The 21,627-nt window shown below is 70.2% G+C and carries 22 protein-coding genes, 5 tRNA genes and 1 pseudogene; 9 read left to right on the top strand and 19 right to left on the bottom strand.

Going from position 1 to position 21,627, the window contains the following annotated elements; translation table 11 throughout:
* Positions 1-76 precede the first annotated feature (76 nt).
* Together thiD and IEZ19_RS37600 are read right to left on the bottom strand one after the other, a co-directional pair.
* Positions 77-862: a bifunctional hydroxymethylpyrimidine kinase/phosphomethylpyrimidine kinase gene (thiD, locus tag IEZ19_RS37605; protein ID WP_189315880.1), complete on the bottom strand. Its 786-nt coding sequence runs from the start codon at positions 860-862 to the stop codon at positions 77-79.
* Positions 859-1,824, bottom strand: a complete 966-nt coding sequence (locus IEZ19_RS37600) for a thiamine-phosphate kinase (protein WP_189315879.1) — start codon at positions 1,822-1,824, stop codon at positions 859-861. Before IEZ19_RS37600 ends, thiD begins: the two co-directional genes overlap by 4 nt.
* Before the next feature lie 206 nt (positions 1,825-2,030).
* Between IEZ19_RS37600 and IEZ19_RS37595 the strand changes: the two genes are divergently transcribed.
* Entirely contained in the window at positions 2,031-2,264 is a 234-nt protein-coding gene (locus tag IEZ19_RS37595; protein WP_030952852.1) for an Lrp/AsnC family transcriptional regulator, read from the top strand.
* Positions 2,265-2,284: 20 nt separating this feature from the next.
* Positions 2,285-2,791, top strand: a complete 507-nt coding sequence (locus IEZ19_RS37590; protein ID WP_189315878.1) for a DUF3515 domain-containing protein — start codon at positions 2,285-2,287, stop codon at positions 2,789-2,791.
* A 17-nt stretch (positions 2,792-2,808) separates the two neighbouring features.
* Here IEZ19_RS37590 and IEZ19_RS37585 read toward each other — a convergent pair whose 3' ends face one another.
* Genes IEZ19_RS37585 through IEZ19_RS37575 form a run of 3 tightly spaced genes read right to left on the bottom strand, consistent with a single transcriptional unit; the run spans position 2,809 to position 5,803 of the window.
* On the bottom strand, positions 2,809-3,966 hold the full coding sequence (locus IEZ19_RS37585; protein WP_189315877.1) for a D-alanine--D-alanine ligase family protein: 1,158 nt from the start codon (positions 3,964-3,966) through the stop codon (positions 2,809-2,811).
* A 59-nt stretch (positions 3,967-4,025) separates the two neighbouring features.
* The gene (locus tag IEZ19_RS37580) at positions 4,026-5,036 is read right to left on the bottom strand and encodes an NAD(P)H-dependent glycerol-3-phosphate dehydrogenase (protein WP_189315876.1); all 1,011 of its coding nucleotides are present in this window, start codon (positions 5,034-5,036) and stop codon (positions 4,026-4,028) included.
* Positions 5,033-5,803: a lysophospholipid acyltransferase family protein gene (locus IEZ19_RS37575; protein WP_189315875.1), complete on the bottom strand. Its 771-nt coding sequence runs from the start codon at positions 5,801-5,803 to the stop codon at positions 5,033-5,035. The genes IEZ19_RS37580 and IEZ19_RS37575 overlap by 4 nt, the downstream gene beginning before the upstream one ends.
* 144 nt (positions 5,804-5,947) lie before the next feature.
* Between IEZ19_RS37575 and cofC the strand changes: the two genes are divergently transcribed.
* Positions 5,948-6,586 carry a 2-phospho-L-lactate guanylyltransferase gene (gene cofC / locus IEZ19_RS37570; RefSeq protein ID WP_189315874.1) on the top strand — a complete coding sequence of 213 codons (639 nt, stop codon included), beginning with the start codon at positions 5,948-5,950 and terminating at the stop codon, positions 6,584-6,586.
* 9 nt (positions 6,587-6,595) lie between these two features.
* Positions 6,596-6,808 (top strand): hypothetical protein, encoded by a 213-nt coding sequence (locus IEZ19_RS37565; RefSeq protein ID WP_189315873.1) that lies wholly within the window; start codon positions 6,596-6,598, stop codon positions 6,806-6,808.
* 120 nt (positions 6,809-6,928) lie between these two features.
* Here the strand turns inward: IEZ19_RS37565 and IEZ19_RS37560 are convergent, their stop codons facing one another.
* From IEZ19_RS37560 to leuC, 4 genes are all read right to left on the bottom strand, one after another.
* Positions 6,929-7,564 carry an HU family DNA-binding protein gene (locus IEZ19_RS37560; protein ID WP_189315872.1) on the bottom strand — a complete coding sequence of 212 codons (636 nt, stop codon included), beginning with the start codon at positions 7,562-7,564 and terminating at the stop codon, positions 6,929-6,931.
* Positions 7,565-7,701: 137 nt separating this feature from the next.
* Positions 7,702-7,932: an SCO5555 family protein gene (locus IEZ19_RS37555; protein ID WP_189315871.1), complete on the bottom strand. Its 231-nt coding sequence runs from the start codon at positions 7,930-7,932 to the stop codon at positions 7,702-7,704.
* 265 nt (positions 7,933-8,197) lie between these two features.
* A complete protein-coding gene (gene leuD / locus IEZ19_RS37550) occupies positions 8,198-8,791 on the bottom strand; it encodes a 3-isopropylmalate dehydratase small subunit (RefSeq protein WP_189315870.1) in 594 nt (197 codons plus the stop codon).
* Positions 8,792-8,796: 5 nt separating this feature from the next.
* Positions 8,797-10,227: a 3-isopropylmalate dehydratase large subunit gene (leuC, locus tag IEZ19_RS37545; protein WP_189315869.1), complete on the bottom strand. Its 1,431-nt coding sequence runs from the start codon at positions 10,225-10,227 to the stop codon at positions 8,797-8,799.
* A gap of 188 nt (positions 10,228-10,415) precedes the next feature.
* Between leuC and ndgR the strand changes: the two genes are divergently transcribed.
* Positions 10,416-11,132, top strand: a complete 717-nt coding sequence (ndgR, locus tag IEZ19_RS37540) for an IclR family transcriptional regulator NdgR (RefSeq protein ID WP_009320373.1) — start codon at positions 10,416-10,418, stop codon at positions 11,130-11,132.
* Between the two features lie 220 nt (positions 11,133-11,352).
* Here the strand turns inward: ndgR and IEZ19_RS37535 are convergent.
* From IEZ19_RS37535 to IEZ19_RS37490, 10 genes are all read right to left on the bottom strand, one after another.
* Positions 11,353-11,425 (bottom strand) — tRNA-Glu (locus tag IEZ19_RS37535).
* A gap of 28 nt (positions 11,426-11,453) precedes the next feature.
* Positions 11,454-11,525, bottom strand: a tRNA-Gln gene (locus tag IEZ19_RS37530).
* Positions 11,526-11,545: 20 nt separating this feature from the next.
* Positions 11,546-11,618 (bottom strand) — tRNA-Glu (locus IEZ19_RS37525).
* Between the two features lie 19 nt (positions 11,619-11,637).
* A tRNA-Glu gene (locus IEZ19_RS37520) sits at positions 11,638-11,710 on the bottom strand.
* 21 nt (positions 11,711-11,731) lie between these two features.
* A tRNA-Gln gene (locus IEZ19_RS37515) sits at positions 11,732-11,803 on the bottom strand.
* A gap of 91 nt (positions 11,804-11,894) precedes the next feature.
* Entirely contained in the window at positions 11,895-12,626 is a 732-nt protein-coding gene (locus IEZ19_RS37510) for an HAD family hydrolase (RefSeq protein WP_189315868.1), read from the bottom strand.
* A 155-nt stretch (positions 12,627-12,781) separates the two neighbouring features.
* On the bottom strand, positions 12,782-13,456 hold the full coding sequence (locus IEZ19_RS37505) for a DUF4241 domain-containing protein (RefSeq protein WP_189315867.1): 675 nt from the start codon (positions 13,454-13,456) through the stop codon (positions 12,782-12,784).
* Positions 13,457-13,582: 126 nt separating this feature from the next.
* Positions 13,583-15,067: a glutamate--tRNA ligase gene (gene gltX / locus IEZ19_RS37500; protein ID WP_189315866.1), complete on the bottom strand. Its 1,485-nt coding sequence runs from the start codon at positions 15,065-15,067 to the stop codon at positions 13,583-13,585.
* Positions 15,060-15,845, bottom strand: a complete 786-nt coding sequence (locus IEZ19_RS37495) for a fumarylacetoacetate hydrolase family protein (RefSeq protein ID WP_189315865.1) — start codon at positions 15,843-15,845, stop codon at positions 15,060-15,062. Before IEZ19_RS37495 ends, gltX begins: the two co-directional genes overlap by 8 nt.
* A gap of 179 nt (positions 15,846-16,024) precedes the next feature.
* The gene (locus IEZ19_RS37490) at positions 16,025-16,213 is read right to left on the bottom strand and encodes a hypothetical protein (RefSeq protein WP_189315864.1); all 189 of its coding nucleotides are present in this window, start codon (positions 16,211-16,213) and stop codon (positions 16,025-16,027) included.
* A gap of 568 nt (positions 16,214-16,781) precedes the next feature.
* Here IEZ19_RS37490 and IEZ19_RS37485 point away from each other — a divergent pair.
* The 4 genes and pseudogenes from IEZ19_RS37485 to IEZ19_RS37470 all read left to right on the top strand — a co-directional run.
* The gene (locus IEZ19_RS37485) at positions 16,782-20,561 is read left to right on the top strand and encodes a sensor histidine kinase (RefSeq protein WP_189315863.1); all 3,780 of its coding nucleotides are present in this window, start codon (positions 16,782-16,784) and stop codon (positions 20,559-20,561) included.
* Between the two features lie 9 nt (positions 20,562-20,570).
* Complete coding sequence (locus tag IEZ19_RS37480) at positions 20,571-20,984, top strand: roadblock/LC7 domain-containing protein (protein WP_003973453.1); 414 nt, start codon at positions 20,571-20,573, stop codon at positions 20,982-20,984.
* A 111-nt stretch (positions 20,985-21,095) separates the two neighbouring features.
* A complete protein-coding gene (locus IEZ19_RS37475) occupies positions 21,096-21,494 on the top strand; it encodes a DUF742 domain-containing protein (RefSeq protein WP_189315862.1) in 399 nt (132 codons plus the stop codon).
* Positions 21,475-21,627 (top strand): annotated as a pseudogene (locus IEZ19_RS37470) (ATP/GTP-binding protein); the annotation flags it as partial. The gene IEZ19_RS37475 and the pseudogene IEZ19_RS37470, both read left to right, overlap by 20 nt.

Here is a 21,627-nt window from a genome sequence, read left to right as displayed (position 1 = left end):
TGGACCGGCTTTTTGCGGTACCCCGAAGATCAGGGCCGTACCCGAAGATCGCCGTTCCACGGAACGGCCCCGGGCCTCAGTCCCGGAACCGCCACCCGTGATCCACCGGCCCGATGCCCGCGCCGAGCGCGAACCCGCGGGCGATCGCCCCGGTGACGTACTCCTTCGCCTCCGTCACCGCCTCCGGCACGGAGCGCCCCTTCGCCAGTCCCGCCGCGATCGCGGACGCGAGCGTGCAGCCCGTGCCGTGGGTGTGCCGGTTGTCGTGCCGGGGTGCGCGCAGCCAGTGCTCCTCGGACCCGTCGGTCAGCAAGTCCACGGCGTCCCCGGGCAGATGCCCGCCCTTGATCAGCACCCAGCGCGGCCCGTACGCCAGGACGGCCGCCGCCGCGTCCCGCAGTTGCTTCTCCGACTCGACGCGCATCCCCGCGAGTTGGGCCACCTCGTCGAGGTTCGGGGTCGCGACGGTCGCCACCGGCAGCAGCTTCGTGCGCACCGAGTCCAGCGCGGAGGCCGCGAGCAGCGGGTCCCCGTGCTTGGAGACGCCGACCGGGTCCACGACCGCCGGCGCGTCCGTGCCGCCGAGCAACTCCGCCACCGTCTCGACGAGTTCGGCGGAGGGAAGCATGCCGGTCTTCACGGCCCGTACGCCGATGTCGTCGACGACGCTGCGGTACTGCGCGCGCACCGCCTCCACCGGAAGTTCCCAAGCGCCCTGCACGCCCAGGGAGTTCTGCGCGGTCACCGCGGTGATCACGCTCATCCCGTGCACGCCGAGCGCCAGCATCGTCTTCAGGTCGGCCTGGATCCCGGCCCCGCCACCGGAGTCGGAGCCCGCCACGGTCAGCACGGTGGGGATCACGACTCGGCGTCCCCGAAGTGGTCCCAGCCGCCCTTGCTGGTCCAGGGCGCCCCGTCGACCGTCACCAGGGGCAGCGCCGAGGGGTTGAGGACCTCGCCGATGACCTTCCAGCGGGCCGGCAGTTTCACGTCGGGCGGGAAGGTCGCCACGATCGCGTGGTCCTCTCCGCCGGTCAGCACCCACTGGAGCGGGTCGACGCCGACGGCCTGACCGATGTCGCTCATCTGGGACGGGATGTCGATCACGCCGGAGCGGATGTCGATGCGCACCTTGCTGGCCTCGGCGATGTGCCCGAGGTCGGCGATCAGCCCGTCGCTCACGTCGCACATCGCGGTCGCCCCGAGCCCGGCCGCCGCCGGACCCGCGTGGTACGGCGGTTCGGGGCGCCGGTGGGCCTCGACGAAGGCGCGCGGCGAGCGGAAGCCGCGGGAGAGCACCGCGTACCCGGCCGCGGACCAGCCCAGCCAGCCGGTCACCGCGACGAGGTCGCCGGGCTGCGCGCCGCCGCGGGTCACCGGCTCCTGGTTGCGCAGATCACCGAGTGCAGTGATCGACACCATGATCGTGTCGCCCCGTACGACGTCCCCGCCGACCACGGACGCGCCCGCGACTTGGCACTCGTCGCGCAGGCCGTCCATCAGCTCGGTGGGCCAGGTGACCGGGAGTTCGGCGGGCACGACCAGGCCGAGCAGCAGCGCGGTCGGTACGGCGCCCATGGCCGCGATGTCGGCGAGGTTCTGCGCCGCCGCCTTGCGCCCCACGTCGTACGCCGTGGACCAGTCGCGGCGGAAGTGCCGCCCCTCCAGGAGGATGTCGGTGCTCGCCACCACCCGGCGGTCGGGCGCGGCAACCACCGCGGCGTCGTCGCCGGGGCCGACCCGGACCGCCGGGGTGGTCGTCAGACGGGAGGTGAGCTCCCTGATGAGCCCGAACTCCCCGAGCTCACCAACAGTGCCCTTCATTACCCTTTCGCCCCTTCTGTGACTTTCCGTACCCGCTCGCGCACCATCGTCGTCCTCGATACGGTCGAGGCGACCGTCAACTTCCGTCGTGCCCGAACCCCGGCGCGGGGACCGCCGTCCTCGCAGGTCTCCCCGTGACGAGCGGCGACGCGATACCGTGGCGTTCCTTTTCCCCACATGATCCTCGTGGCCGCCCTGGAGGTTCCGTGGTACAGGCGTACATCCTGATCCAGACGGAGGTCGGCAAAGCGTCGACCGTCGCCGAGACGATCAGCAAGCTCCCTGGAGTCATCCAGGCCGAGGACGTGACGGGACCCTACGACGTCATCGTGCGCGCGCAAGCCGACACCGTGGACGACCTCGGCCGCATGGTGGTCGCCAAGGTCCAGCAAGTGGACGGCATCACCCGCACCCTGACCTGCCCGGTCGTGCATCTGTAGCCCCCGTCTACCCTTGGCCGGTGAACATCTTCCGTCACCGGCTCCTCGGCCTGCCCGCGCTGGCCCTGCTGATCTCCGTCGCGGGCTGCTCCTCAGCAGACGACAGCGCCGGCGTCGCGGTTCCCAGCCCCGACGCGGACACCACCGAGCTGTGTCAGAACCTGGACAAGGACCTGCCCGCGAAGGTCGACGGCGCCGGCCGGACCGACCCCGAGCCCCGGTCCGCGCTCACGGCGGGCTGGGGAGGCTCGGCGATCATACTGCGCTGCGGTGTCGCCCGCCCGCCCAAGATGGTGGACCCCAAGGTGGCCGAGGGCGGGGACCGGAACGCGGTCGCGGGCGGGGTGAATGGGGTCGACTGGCTGATGGAGAAGCGGGAGGACGGGTCGTACCGCTTCACGACGGCCAATCGCCGTGCCTATGTCGAGGTCTCCCTGGCGAAGGCGCGGGCCGGTGACAGTTCCGGGGTGCTCGTCGATCTGGCCCCGGCCATCAAGAAGGCGATCCCCGAGGGGATCGCCGACTGAGGCCCTGCTGACTGCGGTCAGCGCAGTCCGGTCGACCGGCGCAGCGCGGCCTGCACGAGGCGGTCGATCAGCTCCGGGTAGCTGATGCCGCTGGCCTGCCACATCTGCGGGTACATCGAGATCGGCGTGAAGCCGGGCAGCGTGTTGATCTCGTTGATCACGAACTCCCCGTCCTCGGTGAGGAAGAAGTCCGCGCGTACCAGCCCCTCGCAGGACGCCGCCTCGAAGGCCTCCACCGCGAGCCGGCGCACCTCGGCGGTCTCGTCGTCGGTGAGCGGCGCGGGGACGATGCCGGGCGTGGAGTCGATGTACTTGGCCTCGAAGTCGTAGTACGCGTGCGCGTCCGCCGGCGGGATCTCGGCCGGTACGGAGGCGCGCGGGCCGTCCTCGAACTCCAGCACCCCGCACTCGATCTCGCGGCCCCGGAGCGCGGCCTCGACCAGGATCTTCGGGTCGTGCTGCTGCGCCAGGGCGATGGCCTCGTCGAGGCCGGAGAGGTCGTCGACCTTGCTGATGCCGATCGACGAACCGGCGCGCGCGGGCTTCACGAACAGCGGCCAGCCGTGCTCGCCCGCGAAGTCGATGATCTTCTTGCGGGCGGCGGACTCGTCCTGCGCCCACTCGCGGGGCCGGATCACCACGTACGGGCCGACCTTGAGCCCGAAGGAGGTGAACACCCGCTTCATGTACTCCTTGTCCTGGCCGACCGCCGAGGCGAGCACGCCCGCGCCGACGTACGGCACGCCGGACAGCTCAAGGAGGCCCTGCAGGGTGCCGTCCTCGCCGTACGGACCGTGCAGGACGGGGAAGACGACGTCGACCTCGCCGAGCGCCTTGGGCACGGAGCCGGGCTCGCTGTAGACGACCTCGCGGTTGGAGGGGTCGACAGGGAGCACCACGCCGCCCTCGCTCGACTCCGCGAGGTCCTCGACGCTGGGCGTGCGCCGGTCGGCGATGGCCATGCGGTCGGGTTCGTCGGCGGTGAGCGCCCAACGGCCGTCCCGGGTGATGCCGATCGGCAGGACGTCGTACTTGGTCCGGTCGATGGCTCGCAGGACGGCGCCGGCGGTGACCACGGAGATCCCGTGTTCGGAGCTGCGCCCGCCGAACACGACGGCCACACGCGGCTTGCGGGACGGCTGCTCAGGGCTCTGGGGGAGGTTCTCGGTGCTCATATCGCGATGAGCGTACCCGCCCGTAGGGCCCGGATACAGCGTTGGACCGGCGGGTTCGCTCAGCGTCGTTCGGGCTTCGCGCTGCGCGACATCAGTTCCTTGAGGGCGACGACGGGCGGCTTGCCCTCGTGCACGATGCCGACGACGGTCTCCGTGATGGGCATGTCGACACCGTGCCGGCGGGCCAGATCGAGCACTGACTCGCAGGACTTGACGCCCTCGGCGGTCTGCTTGGTGACCGCGATGGTCTCCTCCAGCGTCATGCCCCTGCCGAGGTTGGTGCCGAAGGTGTGGTTGCGCGACAGCGGCGAGGAGCAGGTGGCCACCAGGTCACCCAGACCTGCGAGTCCGGAGAACGTCAGCGGGTCGGCGCCGAGCGCGAAGCCGAGCCGGGTGGTCTCGGCGAGCCCGCGCGTGATGAGCGAGCCCTTGGCGTTGTCGCCGAGCCCCATGCCGTCGGCGATGCCGACCGCGAGCCCGATCACGTTCTTGACGGCGCCGCCGAGTTCGCAGCCGACGACGTCGGTGTTGGTGTACGGCCGGAAGTACGGCGTGTGGCAGTACGTCTGGAGCCGCCGGGCCACCGTCTCGTCGGTGCAGGCGACCACGCCCGCCGCCGGCATCCGCGCGGCGATCTCACGGGCGAGGTTGGGCCCGGTGACGACGGCGATGCGGTCCCGGCCGACCTTGGCGACGTCCTCGATCACCTCGCTCATCCGCATCGTGGAGCCGAGTTCGACGCCCTTCATCAGGGAGACGAGGACGGTGTCCGGGGCGAGCAGCGGCACCCACTCGGCGAGGTTGGCGCGCAGCGTCTGCGAGGGCACCGACAGGACCGTGAAGTCGGCGCCGGCCGCGGCCTCGGCGGGGTCCGTGGTGGCCCGGAGATTGTCCGGGAGCTCGACACCGGGCAGGTAGTCGGGGTTGGTCCGGGCGGAGTTGATCGCCGCGGCGACCTCCGGGCGCCGGGCCCACAGGGTGACCTCGCACCCCGCGTCGGCCAGCACCATCCCGAACGCCGTGCCCCACGAACCGGCGCTGAAGACCGCCGCCTTGACAGCCTCGCTCACTTGCCGCTTGCCCCTTCCGCTTCCTGCCCGGTCTGCGCCTTGGTCTTGCGCCGCTGCTCGATCCGCTCGCGGCGCGGGTCGTACGGCGTCGTGGGGGCCTTCGCGCCGCGGATCTCCTCCAGCTGGCGGGTGATGGCGGCCATGATGACCTCGGTGGCCTCCTTGAGGACCTCCGCGGTCATCTCCTTGTCGTAGAAGCGCGACAGGTCCACCGGCGGGCCGGCGAGCACGTGGTGCGTCTTGCGCGGCAGGAAGTCCGGCTTCTTGCTGTACGGCGGCAGCAGTGCGTTGGCGCCCCACTGGGCGACCGGGATCACCGGGCACTTGGTCTGCAGGGCGACGCGCGCGGCACCGGTCTTGGCGGTCATGGGCCAGCCGTCGGGGTCCCGGGTGATGGTGCCCTCGGGGTAGAAGGCGACGCACTCGCCGCGCTCCACCGCGTCGATGGCGGCCCGGAACGCGCTGAGCGCGTCGGTGCTCTCGCGGTAGACGGGGATCTGTCCGGTGCCGCGCATCGCGGCACCGACGATTCCCTTCTTGAAAAGCCCGCTCTTCGCGAGGAATCGCGGAACCCGTCCGGTGTTGTACTGATAGTGCGCGTACGCGAAGGGGTCCACATGGGAATTGTGGTTCACCGCGGTGATAAATCCGCCCTCGGCCGGAATGTGCTCCATTCCACGCCAGTCCCGCTTGATCAGAACCACCAGTGGCGGTTTGCAGATCACCGCGGCGAAGCGGTACCAGAAGCCGATTCTGCGGCGGGGCACGCGGACACCTTCCTCTAGAGCCTGGGGGGCCGCACAAGTGTCGCCCCAGGCCGCCTGTCTGTCGAGCACACCGTACGCCCCGCCGCCGCGACCGCCAGATGGTCCAGGTGACAATGTCCGCAACGAGAGAGGGACGGTACGTCGGTGCAGTGGACCTTGGTCATCCCCGTGAAGCCCTTGGCGCGCGCCAAGAGCAGGCTCTCGGACACCGCCGCCGACGGGCTGCGGCCGGGCCTCGCGCTCGCGTTCGCACAGGACACGGTGGCCGCCGCGCTGGTCTGTTCCGCGGTGCTGGATGTGGCGGTAGTCACGGACGACGCCGTGGCCGGACGCGAGCTGGCCGCGCTGGGCGCCCGTGTCGTCGCGGACGAACCGGGAGGCGGCCTGAACTCCGCGCTGGCGCACGGGGCGGCGGTCGTTCGCACCACGCGGCCCGAAGCCCCGGTGGCCGCCCTCAACGCCGACCTGCCCGCGCTGCGCCCGCTGGAATTGTCCCGGGTACTGGACGCGGCGGCGGAATTCCCCCGTGCTTTTCTCCCCGATGCGGCAGGAATCGGCACCACCCTGCTGGCGGCGACTCCCGGCCATGAATTGCGCCCGGCTTTCGGCACCGATTCCCGCGCCCGGCACCGCGCGTCGGGGGCGGTCGAACTCCGACCTGACGCGGTGGATTCGGTACGGCAGGACGTGGACACCGGCGAGGACCTGCGGGTGGCGCTGGCGCTCGGGGTGGGCCCGCGTACGGCTGCCGCGGCCGCGCGGTTGCTGATACCGGGGCAGTAGGCTGCCGTCATGCAGGCGACCGCATACACGTACGACCCCGAAACCCGCAGCGGGCAGGTATTGCTGGACGACGGCACTCCGGTGCCGTTCGACGCCCCGGCGTTCGACGCGGGCGGGCTGCGCCTGCTGCGGCCCGGGCAGCGGGTGCGGATCGAGACGGAGCCCGCACAGGGCGAAGGAGCGGGCCTGCGGATCACGCTGGTGACGCTGCAGACGCTGTGACCCCTGTTACCCCTGTGCTTTTTGTGAGTTCTGTGAGCGCGTGACGTTCCCCCGGACACGCCGCGGGCCGGGCTCCCCTGGGGAGTCCGGCCCGGCGTGTGAGTGCTCCTGCCCTTGCGGCTAACGGGCGGTGGCCTTCTTGGCGGTGGTCTTGCGCGCCGTCGACCTCTTGGCCGGGGCCTTCTTCGCGGTGACCTTCTTCGCCGGGGCCTTCTTGGCCGTCGTCTTCTTGGCGGTGGCCTTCTTCGCGGTGGCCTTCTTGGCGGCCGTCGTCTTCTTGGCGGTCGCCTTCTTGGCCGCGGCGGTGGTCTTCTTCGCCGGGGCCTTCTTGGCCGTCGTCTTCTTGGCGGTGACCTTCTTCGCCGTGACCTTCTTGGCGGTCTTCTTGGCGGCGGCCTTCTTGACCGTCGCGGCAGCGCCGCCGGTCAGGCTGCCCTTGGGCGCCTTCTTGACGGCGACCTCGCCACCGCGCGGGAGCTTCTTCGTGCCGCTCACCAGGTCCTTGAAGCCCTGACCTGCGCGGAAGCGCGGCACGGAGGTCTTCTTGACCCGTACCCGCTCGCCCGTCTGGGGGTTGCGGGCGTAGCGGGCGGGACGGTCCACCTTCTCGAAGGAACCGAAACCGGTGACCGAGACCCGGTCCCCGGCGACCGTCGCGCGGACGATCGCGTCCAGGACCGCGTCGACAGCGTCGGCGGCCTGCTGGCGGCCGCCCAGCTTGTCGGCAATCGCTTCTACGAGCTGCGCCTTGTTCACGTCTTCCCCTTCGGAGACATCGCCAGAACGAAAGTGTTCAAGCTTTTTCGCACGTTAGGCAGATATATACCGCAAATCAAACACGAAACGGGCTAATCACCCTTGTGCCGCAACGGACTCGGCTCTCTCGGACTTGTTCAGCGTTCCTCTTCGGGGATTCGTCCCTCGTCGAGGTCGGCGATGAACCGCTCGAGACGCTTTGCCGCGTCGGCGAGATCGTGCTTGGCCGCGGCCGTAATGACCAGCAGCTTCCGGGTCAGCGCCATCCGTACGCCCTCCGGGACTTGCAGTGCGCGCACTCTTGCGTGCGCTTCCTTCAGTTGGCCCGCGACCGCCGCATACAGCTCGAGTTGGCCGTCGTGTTCCATGCACAGATTGTGCCATCTGGGGCGAGTTGTCGCCTGCGCAGGGGGTAACTGCCGCCTCCGACGGCCTTCCGGAAGAGATCGCGAGCCGCCTTCCGGTCATTCGCATACCCCGACAACCACCGCCGTAACGTGGGAAGTTGAGCGCTCGCGCGGATCATGGCGGGGCCGTTCGGGTACAGACATGGCTGTACCCCCAATCGTGGCGATCGGGGGTACAGCGGGGGTGTTGGGGTGGCCGAAAGTGGACGTGTTCGGCCCCGCCGGCTCAGACCTTCAGTGTCCGCGGCTTGTACGACGGACGCTTGGCCTCGTACGCGGCGATGTCAGCCTCGTTCTGGAGGGTGATGGAGATGTCGTCGAGCCCGTTCAGCAGCCGCCAGCGGGAGTTCTCGTCCAGCTCGAAGGCGGCGGTGATGCCCTCGGCGCGCACCTCGCGGTTCTCCAGGTCGACGGTGATCTCGGCCTGCGGGTCCTGCTCCGTGAGCTCCCACAGGGCGTCCACGATCTTCTGCTCCAGCACCACTGTGAGCAGGCCGTTCTTCAGCGAGTTGCCCCGGAAGATGTCGGCGAAGCGGGACGAGATCACCGTCTTGAAGCCGTAGTTCTGCAGCGCCCAGACGGCGTGCTCACGGGAGGAGCCGGTGCCGAAGTCGGGACCGGCGACCAGCACGGTCGCGCCCTGCCGCTCGTGCCGGTTGAGGATGAAGGACTCGTCCGTGCGCCAGGCCTCGAACAGCCCGTCCTCGAAACCGTCCCGGGTCACCTTCTTGAGCCAGTGAGCAGGGATGATCTGGTCGGTGTCGACGTTGCTGCGGCGCAGCGGGACGGCCCGGCCGGTGTGCGTGGTGAATGCTTCCATGACTCTCAGACTCCAGCGGGCGTACGGGTGTCGGCGTCGGACAGGTCGGCGGGGGACGCGAGGTGGCCCAGGACCGCCGTAGCGGCCGCGACCTGCGGCGACACCAGGTGCGTACGGCCGCCCTTGCCCTGCCGGCCCTCGAAGTTGCGGTTGGAGGTGGACGCGGAGCGCTCACCTGGGGCCAGCTGGTCGGGGTTCATGCCCAGGCACATCGAGCAGCCCGCGTGCCGCCATTCGGCGCCGGCCTCCTTGAACACGACGTCCAGACCCTCGGAGACGGCCTGCAGACCCACGCGCGCGGAGCCCGGGACGACCAGCATCCGTACACCGTCGGCGACTTTGCGGTCCTTGAGGATGCTCGCGGCGGCACGCAGGTCCTCGATGCGGCCGTTGGTGCAGGAACCTACGAAGACAGTGTCCACGTTGATGTCGCGCAGCGGCTGGCCGACGGTCAACCCCATGTATTCCAGGGCCTTTTCGGCGGCCAGGCGCTCCGAAGCGTCTTCGTACGAAGCCGGGTCGGGGACGGCGCTCGAAAGCGGCGCGCCCTGGCCCGGGTTGGTGCCCCAGGTGACGAACGGCGAGAGCTCGGCGGCGTCGATGACGACCTCGGCGTCGAAGACCGCGTCGTCGTCGGTGCGCAGGGTCTTCCAGTACTCCACCGCGGCGTCCCAGTCGGCGCCCTCGGGGGCGTGGGCACGCCCCTTGATGTAGTCGAAGGTCGTCTCGTCGGGGGCGATCATGCCCGCGCGGGCGCCGGCCTCGATCGACATGTTGCAGATGGTCATCCGGGCCTCCATCGAGAGCTTCTCGATGGCGGAGCCGCGGTACTCCAGGATGTAGCCCTGGCCGCCGCCCGTACCGATCCTGGCGATGATCGCCAGGATCAGGTCCTTGGCGGTGACGCCCCCGGGCAGTTCGCCGTCGACCGTGATGGCCATGGTCTTGGGGCGGGCCAGCGGCAGCGTCTGGGTGGCCAGCACGTGCTCGACCTGCGAGGTGCCGATACCGAACGCCAGCGCGCCGAAGGCGCCGTGCGTGGAGGTGTGGGAGTCGCCGCAGACAACGGTCGTACCCGGCTGCGTCAGACCCAGCTGGGGGCCGACGACGTGGACGACGCCCTGCTCGACGTCGCCCAGCGGGTGCAGGCGCACGCCGAACTCGGCGCAGTTCTTGCGCAGCGTCTCCAGCTGGGCGCGCGAGACCGGGTCGGCGATGGGCTTGTCGATGTCGAGGGTCGGGGTGTTGTGGTCCTCGGTGGCGATGGTGAGGTCGAGCCGGCGCACCTGGCGACCGGTCTTGCGCAGCCCGTCGAAGGCCTGCGGACTGGTCACCTCGTGCAGCAGGTGCAGATCGATGAAGAGGAGGTCGGGCTCGCCCTCGGCGCGCCGGACGACATGGTCGTCCCAGACCTTCTCCGCGAGTGTCCTACCCATCGCTGTTCCCTTCGGCCGGCACGAGAGCACCGGCCCATCTAGAGATCGTGAGGCAGCGCCCGCGCCCCTTGTGTACGGGCGTCCGCCGCCAGGCCCTTTGGTCCACGGGCCGCTGTGTGATTCCAGGGTGGCGCGTCCCACGGAAATTTGAACTTGCGTTTCACAGAGTGAGACGTGAATATCGTTGCATGGACAACAGTAGCGGCGTCGGCGTCCTGGACAAGGCAGCCCTTGTTCTGAGCGCCCTGGAGTCCGGTCCGGCCACCCTCGCGGGTCTGGTCGGCGCCACCGGACTGGCACGACCCACGGCTCACCGGCTGGCCGTGGCTCTGGAACACCACCGCATGGTGGCACGTGACATGCAGGGCCGGTTCATCCTCGGCCCGCGTCTGGCCGAACTGGCCGCGGCGGCGGGCGAGGATCGCCTGCTCGCGACGGCGGGCCCGGTGCTCACCCACCTCCGGGACGTCACCGGCGAGAGCGCCCAGCTCTACCGCCGCCAGGGTGACATGCGGATCTGCGTCGCCGCCGCGGAACGCCTGTCCGGCCTGCGGGACACGGTCCCGGTGGGCTCGACGCTCACGATGAAGGCGGGCTCCTCGGCACAGATCCTGATGGCCTGGGAGGAACCCGAGCGCCTGCACCGCGGCCTGCAGGGCGCCCGCTTCACGGCGACGGCCCTGTCGGGCGTACGGCGACGCGGCTGGGCCCAGTCGATCGGCGAACGCGAGCCGGGCGTGGCGTCGGTCTCCGCACCCGTCCGCGGCCCGTCGAACCGCGTAGTGGCCGCGGTCTCCGTCTCCGGCCCCATCGAACGCCTGACCCGCCACCCGGGCCGCATGCACGCCCAGGCAGTGATCGACGCGGCAGCCCGACTGTCAGAGGCACTGCGCCGCTCGGGCTGAGGATCACGGGAATGTCGTAGCCCCGTCGGAAAGGAGCCGCCTCAACGCCGCGGCAGTTCCGAACCGACGGGGAGATCGCCGGCCTCAGGGGCGCGGGGCTGTATCGGTATGCGGCTTCGCCGCGTGGGCGCGACAAGCCACGACGCACCCGCACTCACCGGACAACAGAAATGGCCCCCCACCTCAAGCGCATCGGCTGAGGCGAAGAGCCATCGTCCCGTACCCCCGACCGGATTCGAACCGGCGCTACCGCCTTGAGAGGGCGGCGTGCTAGGCCGCTACACAACGGGGGCGTGGAGCCTGCGTTTCCGCAGGTCCGAGCTGGTCTACCTGGACTCGAACCAAGACTAACTGAACCAGAATCAGTCGTGCTGCCAATTACACCATAGACCAATGTGGTTTAGACCAGTTCGTACCCCCGACCGGATTCGAACCGGCGCTACCGCCTTGAGAGGGCGGCGTGCTAGGCCGCTACACAACGGGGGCCTTGATCCCTGAGGATCCGTACCCCCGACCGGATTCGAACCGGCGCTACTGCCTTGAGAGGGCAGCGTGCTAGGCCGCTACACAACGGGGGCTTTGCAGATGAGCTCTGCGAGCTGGCCTACCTGGACTCGAACCAAGACTAACTGAACCAGAATCAGTCGTGCTGCCAATTACACCATAGGCCACTGGAACGCAAGCCCCTGAGGGGATCTTGTTCTAGTTCGCTCCTCCGGTTCCCGGCCTCTCGGCCCGCTCCCCGGCGGCGCAGGAAGAACATTACCTGAAGGTGGACGGCGCTCCAAAACGGGTATCCGAGCCGAGAAGCACGGGGAGTTCGGCCAGGGACGCGATCCGGTGCGGTCCGGAGGGCGCGTCGGAGGTCTCGTACGGCCCGCCGCGGTCGATCCACACGGACCACAGCCCGGCGTCGGCCGCGCCCCGCCCATCGATCTCCGGATGGTCACCGACGTACGCCACCTCGTGCGGGGCCAGTGCCAGGGCGTCGCAGGCCGCGAGGAACGCCCCGGCCTCTGGCTTGGAGACGCCCAGCTCCGCCGCGCACAGCACGGCCTCGAAGCGGTGGTGGACACCGAGCGTGCGCAGCTTGCGCTCCTGCACCCGGATGCTCGAGTTGGACAGCACGGCGTGCCGGTGGCTGGCGGCGAGCGCGTCGAGGGCGGGCAGGACGTCCGGGAAGAGACTCCAGGCGGCCTCGTAGTGACCGATGTACCGGTGGAACCAGGCCTCGGCCTCGTCATCGGTCAGCTCCGCGGCCAGGAACTCCCGCACCCGGTCGCGGCGCTGCTCCTCGAAGCCGACCTCACCCGCCCCGAACCGCGCCCACTGCCGGTCGGTGACCTCGCGCCAGTGCGCGAGCGCCTCGTCCGCGCCGCCGTACCGCTCCAGCAGCCCCTCCGCCGCCAGATGCGCCCGCATGCCGGCCCGGTCCGCGGAGGTGTAGTCGAAGAGGGTGTCGTCCACGTCCCATACGACAGCTCTGATCACCATGACCCGACAGTACCGCCGGATCGGCTGGGGGCCCGGGGGTTATCCCCCGAGGAATGCAGCGTCGAAGAGGGTGTCGTCCACGTCCCATACGACAGCTCTGATCACCATGACCCGACACCGCCGGGCGGTGCCCCGGAAACGCGCTTCGCGGCCGGTCAGGCCTCGGCCGTCGTAGGGGCCGGGGCGACGAAGAAGTCCGTGACGAAGCAGGTGACCTCACCGGTGGCGTTGCGGCCGATCCACGTGGGGTACGCGCCGTCGCCCCAGCCTGAGCTGAAGGCGACCAGGGTGTGGCCGGTGTCGGGGGACGTGATCGGGTGGGGGCCGTGGCTCCAGCCGCTCTTCTCGAAGGCGTCCCACAACGGCCCCTCGTCGCCCTCGCATTCGGGGAACGAACCGTCGGCCGCCGCGTCGTAGAAGCAGCCGGTGCCGGCGTCGACGCCGTAGCCGTAGAACTCGTCCTCGCCGAGTTCCGCGGGGTCCTGGCCGGGCTGGAGGGCGAGTTCCCAGGTGGTGGTGGGTTCGTCGCGGACGACGAGGCGGGCCGCCGCCACCCGGTGGTGCGGTGCGCCGGACGGGGGCTCCCCGGGCTTCGCGAGCCGTGCCACGGCCACCTCCACGCGGTAGCTGCCCGGCTCGACCGTGACCGTGAAGGGCTCGATGTCGCCTCTGCCCAGGTACACGAACGGGTCGCACGCGACGACGCGGCCGGTGGGCAGGGTGAGTTCCCCGCCCTCGGCGAGCTGGATCACGCCGGTGGTTCCGGAGTCGTAGGTGAACGTGCTTCCCGGTGTGAACAGCCACGTGAAGTCGGGAGCGGGCATGGGCATGACGGCACGCCTTCCTGGGAGTCGGACGGCGGAACAGTAGCCCGCCGCACCGACACCTCCGTGCCGGGCACAGACGCGAAGGGGCGGCAGCCGATGCGGCTGCCGCCCCTCACGCCCGCGTCTGTCTTACGCGGCCAGCTTCGCCAGCGCCGCGTCGATCCGCGCCAGCGTCCTCTCCTTGCCCAGAACCTCGAGGGACTCGAAGAGGGGCAGGCCGACGGTGCGGCCGGTGACCGCGACGCGGACCGGGGCCTGAGCCTTGCCGAGCTTGAGGCCGTGGGTCTCGCCGGCGGCCAGGACGGCCTCCTTCAGGGCTTCAGCCGAGGTCCAGTCGGCCGGCTCCAGCTTCTCGCGGGCCGTACGGAGCAACGCGTCGGAGCCCTCCTTCATCGCCTTCTGCCAGCTCGCCTCGTCCTCGACCGGCTCGGCCAGGAAAAGGAAGTCGACGTTCTCGGTGATCTCGGAGAGCACCTTGAGACGGCTCTGCGCGTGCGGGGCGATCGCCTGCCACTTCGTCTCGTCGAAGGCCTCGGGCGCCCAGGGCGCGAAGGGGGGCTGCAGCCACGGGCGGCAGCGCTCCGTGAAGTCCTTCACGTCCAGCATCCGGATGTGGTCGCCGTTGATCGCCTCGCACTTCTTCAGGTCGAAGCGGGCCGGGTTGGGGTTCACGTCGGCGATGTCGAAGGCCGCGACCATCTCGTCGATGCCGAAGATGTCCTGGTCGGCGGAGAGCGACCAGCCGAGCAGGGAGAGGTAGTTGAGCAGGCCCTCGGGCAGGAAGCCGCGCTCGCGGTAGAGGTTGAGCGACGACTGCGGGTCGCGCTTCGACAGCTTCTTGTTGCCCTCGCCCATCACGTACGGCAGATGGCCGAACTCGGGGATGCCCTTGGCGACGCCCACCTCGATCAGCGCCTTGTACAGGGCGATCTGGCGCGGGGTGGAGGAGAGCAGGTCCTCGCCGCGCAGGACGTGGGTGATCTCCATCAGGGCGTCGTCGACGGGGTTGACGAGCGTGTAGAGCGGGGCGCCGTTGGCGCGGACGATGCCGTAGTCCGGGACGTTCTCGGGGAGGTACGTGATCTCGCCGCGGACCAGGTCCGTGAAGGTGATCGTCTCGTCGGGCATGCGGAAGCGGACGATCGGCACGCGGCCCTGCGCCTCGTACTCCTCGACCTGCTCGGCGGTGAGGTCCCGGCAGTGGCCGTCGTAGCCGGAGGGCTTGCCCGCGGCGCGGGCTGCCTCGCGGCGGCTGTCCAGCTCCTCCTGGGAGCAGTAGCAGTGGTAGGCGTGGCCGGAGTCCAGGAGCTTCCGCGCGACGTCGGCGTAGATGTCCATGCGCTGCGACTGGCGGTACGGCGCGTGCGGGCCGCCCACCTCGGGGCCCTCGTCCCAGTCGAAGCCGAGCCAGCGCATCGCCTCGAGCAGTTGGCCGTACGACTCCTCGGAGTCGCGGGCGGCGTCGGTGTCCTCGATTCGGAAGACCAGAGTGCCCTGGTGGTGGCGCGCGTACGCCCAGTTGAACAGTGCGGTGCGGACCAGGCCCACATGGGGGTTACCGGTGGGCGAGGGACAGAAACGAACGCGAACGGGAGTACCGGGTGCGCTAGCCACGCTTGACAACCTTGTTGGTGAGAGTGCCGATGCCTTCGATGGTGACGGCGACCTCGTCGCCGACGTTGAGGGGGCCGACCCCGGCCGGGGTTCCGGTGAGGATCACGTCGCCCGGGAGCAGCGTCATGGCCTCGGTGATGTTGACGATCAGATCCTCGATCGAGTGGATCATCTCGCTCGTGCGGCCGAGCTGACGCTGTTCGCCGTTGACCGTGAGCTGGATCGTCAGATCGGACGCGGTGGCGAGGTCCAGGTCCGTCTCCACCCAGGGGCCGAGCGGACAGGACGTGTCGAAGCCCTTGGCGCGCGCCCACTGCTTCTCGCGCTTCTGGACGTCGCGGGCGGTGATGTCGTTCGCACACGTGTACCCGAAGATCACGTCCTGGACGCGCTCGCGCGGGACCTCTCGGCACAGCCGGCCGATGACGACGGCCAGCTCGGCCTCGTGGTGCAGGTCCTGGGAGAAGGACGGGTACTGGATCTCGTCGCCGGGGCCGATCACCGAGGTGGAGGGCTTGAAGAAGGCGAACGGGGCGTCGGGCACCTCGTTGCCCAGCTCCTTCGCGTGCTCCGCGTAGTTGCGGCCGAAGGCCACGACCTTGTTGGGGAGCACGGGCGGGAGCAGCCTGACCTTGCTCAGCGGCACCTTCGTACCGGAAAGTTCGAAGTCCGCGAACGGGATGCCCTTGATGATGTCCAGGACGAGTTCGTCCTGCTTGTCGCCCTCGACCGCGCCGAAGGCGACGTTCCCGTCGATGGAGAACCTGGCGATGCGCACGGGATCCTTGCGCCCCTTAACTGAGTGAACCGAGCCGGCTGGAGTCTGACGCTCCAGGCTAACGCGGCGGGGGCCCGCGGCCTCGCGCATTACGGCGCACGACGAGGGGCGCCGCTGCGGTGAGGGCGCCCCTGGCGTCGGTGCGGGCGGCGTCGGAAGCGCGGCCGCCGTGGTGCGGGCTACTCGGCGGCGGAGGCGCCGGCCGGGATCTCCATGAGGACGGTGCGCCGGGGGTTGGCCGTCTGCGCCGGGAGGTCGAGGGAGTGCTCCGGCTGTTCCGGGGTCTGCAGCTCTTCGGCGTCCTCGAGGTGCGCCAGAGTCGTGCGCCGGGGGTTGGCTATGTTGCGGAACATCATCGTCGTCTTCACGGTTGTACTAAACCCGTTCCTGAGTGGGTTGACAGAGACTTCCCTCTTGTAAAGCGTCAGGCTAAACATCCGATTCCCCGGCTCAGCCGTGAAGTGCCCATGATCTCCGTGTGAGTTTGCTCACGAAGCCGAGTCCAAACCGGTCAATTCAGGCTCTCAACTCACCACAACGAAACGGACATTGAACCCCTGAAGCCATCATTCCGCTCCTGATCATGGCGACTGGGACACCACTCACGCGCCGCCGACTCGCTGGGGTAAGTCCGTAATGTACGAGATCACTTTCCACGTCTCGTAACTCTTCACTCACGCGCTGTCACAGAAGTCACAGCTCGGCCCACGGGCCTTGTTGGAGATCCGGCACTGTGCTGGAATTCCACGGACCGCCGCGGGATCGAGCCGGCGCACAGGGGGCGCGAAGCAGCGCCGAGCGGCGGTGAGACGGGGGGAGCCAGCGCCGGTCACTCACGACCACCACGGGGGGCGTTTTCAGGGCGCTCCCCACAACGCCGACACCGTGTCCTTCCGTTCACGCGGAGGGGCGCCTGGTCCAGAGGTTGCGACGCTAGTGCAGGGACGTTTCAAGAGGGATGGCAGCGCTTCGGCCGAGCCGGAGCCGCACGGTGGGACCGACCGCGGTTCCTCGCCCCAGCACGCCCAGAACCCGGGCCCGGCCCCGTCCGGCGACGGTGCCGACCGCTCCGGGCGCGGCGCCGTGCCGTCCGCGACGCCGCGTCCGGCGCCTGCGGTCAGGCCGCCCAGGGGTCAGACCGGACCCGGACCGCGCATAGCCCTGCGCAACTGGCGCATCTCCACGCGCCTGGTGTCGCTGCTCGCGCTCCCGGTGGTCGCGGCCACCTCGCTGGGCGCGCTGCGCATCAATCAGTCCCTGGACGACATCCAGCAGCTCGACAACATGAAGCTGCTGACCCTTATGACAAAGCAGGCGACCGAGCTGGCCGCCGCGCTCCAGGAGGAGCGCGACCAGTCCGCCGGCCCGCTGGCGCACAACGGCAACCGGTACGCGGTCAAGGGCCTGCAGGACAAGACGGACCGCGCCCGCGACAACTTCCTCAACGCCTCCGAGGCAATCGACACCGCGAGCAAGAAGGGCCAGCTCCAGGGCGTCCGCGACAGCCTCGTCGGCCTGGCCGGCCAGCTCGAGGGCCTGGCCAAGATCCGCCGGGCGGCGTACCAGTCGCCGAACAACTCGACACAGACGGTCGAGGCGTACCACCGGCTGATCACCCAGCTGGTCGACCTCTCCCAGGACATGGCCGAGGCGTCCAGCAACCCGGAGATGATCCAGCGCACTCGCGCCCTGGCGGCGTTCTCCACCGCCAAGGAGTACGCGTCGGTGCAGCGCGCCGTCATCGCCGCGGCCCTGCCCGAGGGGAACAAGGTCGCCGGCAACCTCTCCGAGAACGACCGGTTGTACGCCGAGTCGGCGCTCGAGAGCGAGGGGTCCGAGCTCAGCATCTTCCGGAAGATCTACTCGGACCAGGGTGCCGAGGAACTTCTGAAGCCCATCGACGAGGGCAACCCGACGATCGAGTCGGCCGACACCTATGCCAAGCGTGCGCTCGAGCGGCAGGGCGGCATCGACCAGCTCAACAAGCGGTCGTACCGCGACTGGGTGGACGACAGCTCCACCAAGATCGAGCAGATGAAGAAGATCGAGCACACGCTGCTCGAGGACATGGAGCAGAAGGCCCGCGAGCTGAAGAGCGCCTCGCAGCGCGAGGCGATCATCTCCGGTGCGCTGATCCTGCTGGTGCTCGGCGTGTCGCTGGTCGGCGCCTTCGTCGTGGCCCGCTCCATGATCCGCTCGCTGCGCCGCCTGCAGGAGACCGCCACCAAGGTCGCCCAGGACCGGCTGCCCGAGCTGGTCAAGCAGCTGTCCGAGTCCGACCCGCAGGACGTCGACACCTCCGTCGAGTCGGTCGGTGTGCACTCCCGGGACGAGATCGGCCAGGTGGCCGCGGCCTTCGACGACGTGCACCGCGAGGCGGTCCGCCTCGCGGCCGAGCAGGCCCTGCTGCGGGGCAACGTCAACGCGATGTTCACCAACCTCTCGCGCCGCTCCCAGGGCCTCATCCAGCGTCAGTTGTCGCTCATCTCCGAACTGGAGTCCCGCGAGGCCGACCCGGACCAGCTGTCCTCGCTGTTCAAGCTCGACCACCTCGCGACGCGTATGCGCCGTAACGGTGAAAACCTGCTCGTTCTCGCCGGTGAGGAGCCGGGCCGCCGCTGGACCCGCCCGGTCCCGCTGGTCGACGTGCTCCGCGCCGCCGCCTCCGAGGTGGAGCAGTACGAGCGCATCGAGCTGGCCGCCGTACCGACCACCGAAGTGGCCGGCCGCGTGGTCAACGACCTCGTGCACCTCCTCGCCGAGCTGCTCGAGAACGCGACCTCCTTCTCCTCGCCGCAGACCAAGGTCAAGGTCACCGGTCACGCGCTGCCCGACGGCCGCGTGCTGATCGAGATCCACGACACCGGTATCGGCCTCTCCCCGGAGGACCTGGCGGCGATCAACGAGCGGCTCGCCTCGCCGCCCACGGTGGACGTCTCCGTCTCCCGCCGCATGGGCCTCTTCGTGGTCGGTCGTCTGTCGCAGCGCCACGGCATCCGCATCCAGCTGCGCCCGTCCGACTCCGGTGGCACGACCGCGCTGGTCATGCTCCCCGTCGACGTCGCCCAGGGCGGCAAGAAGCCTGCTCCGGGCAAGTCCGGCGCGCCCGCCGCGGGCGGTCCGGCCGCCGTGCAGGCGGCCGCGGGTGCGGCTGCCGCCCGGCGCAACGCCGGTCAGGGCGGCGGTGCCCTCGGCGCCGCGGCCTCCGGTGGCGCCCTCGGCGCGGGTGCGGCCGCCGGTGCCGGCCGTCTCGGTGCCGGTCAGGGTCCGCGCGGTCAGGTCGGTGCCGGTCAGGGTCCCCGGGCCGCGCTGCCCGGCACGGGCCAGGGCGGCGGCCGTCCGGGTGCTCCGGGCGGAGCGCGCGGGCAGCAGGGCCGGCCGGCTCCGGCGGGCGCCGGTGCCTTCAACGGCCAGGCGCCGGGCGGCCAGCAGGACACCTTCGGCGGTCAGCAGGACGCCTTCGGCAACCGTGGCCAGGTCGCCCCGCAACGGGGTGACAACGACGGCGGCCGGCAGCAGATGCCGCCGCGCGGTGGACCGCGTGCGGAGCTGCCGGGCGGCAACTCGCAGCCGCGCACGCCGAGTTGGAGCGACGAGAACGCGCAGCCGCCGCTGTCCCGCGCCTCGCTGGACGCCCCGCGCGGCCACGACGAGCAGGACCCGGCGCACACCGCGCGGATGCCGCGGATCGACGACCGGCAAGGTCCGGGCTCGACCGCGGAGATACCCCGGATCGACGCCTACCAGGGTCCGACCGGCACGGGCGAGTTCCCCCGCCCCGACTTCAACGGCGTGAACGGCGCCCAGAACACGGGCCAGTTCGCCCGCCCCGGCGTCGACAGCCAGCAGAACACCGGCCAGTTCACGCGTCCCACGGCGAACGGCCAGCAGGACACGGGCTCCTACGTCCGCTCCGACGTCTTCGGTGCGCCGGCCGGACAGCAGGACCCCTCCTCCACCGGCCAGTTCGCCACTCCGCAGGCCTACGACGCAGGCTCCACCGGGCAGTTCGTGACGCAGGGCTACGACGGCAGCTCCACCGGGCAGCACTCCCTGCCCGGCCGGCCGAACAACGCCCCGTACGGCGCGCAGAACACGGGTCAGTTCGAGCGGCCGCAGGCAGGCGGCCGCGGCGCCGACTACGGTGCGCCCCGGCAGCCCGCCCCGCCGCAGCGCCCGATCCACCAGGAGCCGGACGACAGGGGCGCCGCGCAGCGGCCCGATGACGGGCGGCGGCCGGGTGACGGATGGGCGCTGCCGCCGGCAAGCAGTCCGGGTGACGGCCGTACGCCGCTGTACGACACGCTGGAGACGAACTGGTTCCGCGGCGGTCAGCAGCAGGGCAACGGCTCGGCTCCGGCTCCGCAGCAGCCACAGGCTCCCGCTCCCGCCGCCTCCGCGGCCCCCAAGCGTCCTGCCCCGGCCGCCTGGCGCAGTTCTCCGAACGACGAACTGGTCCGGCAGGCGGAGCGGGTACGGCAGCCACAGGCGGGCGGTGTCACCACCTCCGGTCTGCCGCGCCGGGTGCCCCGGGCGAACCTCGTCCCGGGCACCGCTCAGCAGAACCAGCACCAAGCCGGTCCGCAGGTCTCGCGTGCGCCCGACGACGTACGCGGCCGGCTGACCAATCTCCGTCGGGGTATCGCGCAGGGTCGTCAGGCAGGCACCGGCCAGACCGGCAGCTACCCGAGCCCCACTCACCAGCAGGAGCGTTAGTTGAGCCAGATGAGCCAGGCGGCACAGAATCTCAACTGGTTGATCACCAACTTCGTGGACAACACCCCCGGGGTGTCCCACACCGTCGTCGTGTCCGCCGACGGCCTCCTTCTGGCGATGTCGGAAGGCTTCCCACGGGACCGTGCCGACCAGCTGGCGGCCGTCGCGTCCGGGCTCACCTCGCTGACGGCCGGGGCCTCTCGGATCTTCGAGGGCGGCAACGTGGCGCAGACCGTCGTCGAGATGGAGCGCGGCTTCCTCTTCCTCATGTCCGTCTCGGACGGCTCGTCCCTCGCCGTGCTCGCGCACCCCGAGTGCGACATCGGCCTCGTCGGCTACGAGATGGCGCTGCTCGTCGACCGCGCGGGGGCGGTGCTCACCCCGGACCTGCGCGCCGAACTACAAGGCAGTCTGCTCCACTGAACGGCCTCGGATCCACCCAGCTCACCAAATCACCGTCCGGCCGCCACAATCCCCCCACCGGCCTCGTCCGACGGCACGACTGACCAACCTGCTGTCCCGCCCGGAGGATTCATGACCCCGCCCACCGCCTCTCATGATCCGTACGCGGAGCCGTACGGGGACGAGGGCGACCAGCCGCTGGTACGTCCCTATGCGATGACCGGTGGCCGGACCCGGCCGCGCTATCAGCTCGCCATCGAGGCGCTGATCAGCACGACGGCCGACCCGGCAGCACTCATGGGACTGCTCCCGGAGCACCAGCGCATCTGCCACCTCTGCCGCGAAGTGAAGTCCGTGGCAGAGGTGTCCGCGCTTCTGACCATGCCCCTGGGCGTGGCCCGGATTCTGGTGGCCGACCTCGCCGAGGCCGGCCTGGTCGCCGTCCACCAGCCGGGCGGCGACGAGAACAACGGCGGTGCACCGGACGTGACACTGCTCGAAAGGGTGCTCAGTGGACTTCGCAAGCTCTGACGGAAGCCGGGCCACCACCTCCGCGAAGATCGTGGTGGCGGGCGGCTTCGGCGTCGGTAAGACCACGTTCGTGGGTGCCGTCTCGGAGATCAACCCGCTGCGCACAGAGGCCGTCATGACGTCCGCGAGCGCG

The sequence above is a fragment of the Streptomyces brasiliensis genome (assembly GCF_014647875.1).
Taxonomy (GTDB): Bacteria; Actinomycetota; Actinomycetes; order Streptomycetales; family Streptomycetaceae; genus Streptomyces; species Streptomyces brasiliensis.
The sequence above is the reverse complement of the archived record's forward strand: the minus strand, read 5'-3'. Positions and strand labels throughout refer to the sequence as shown.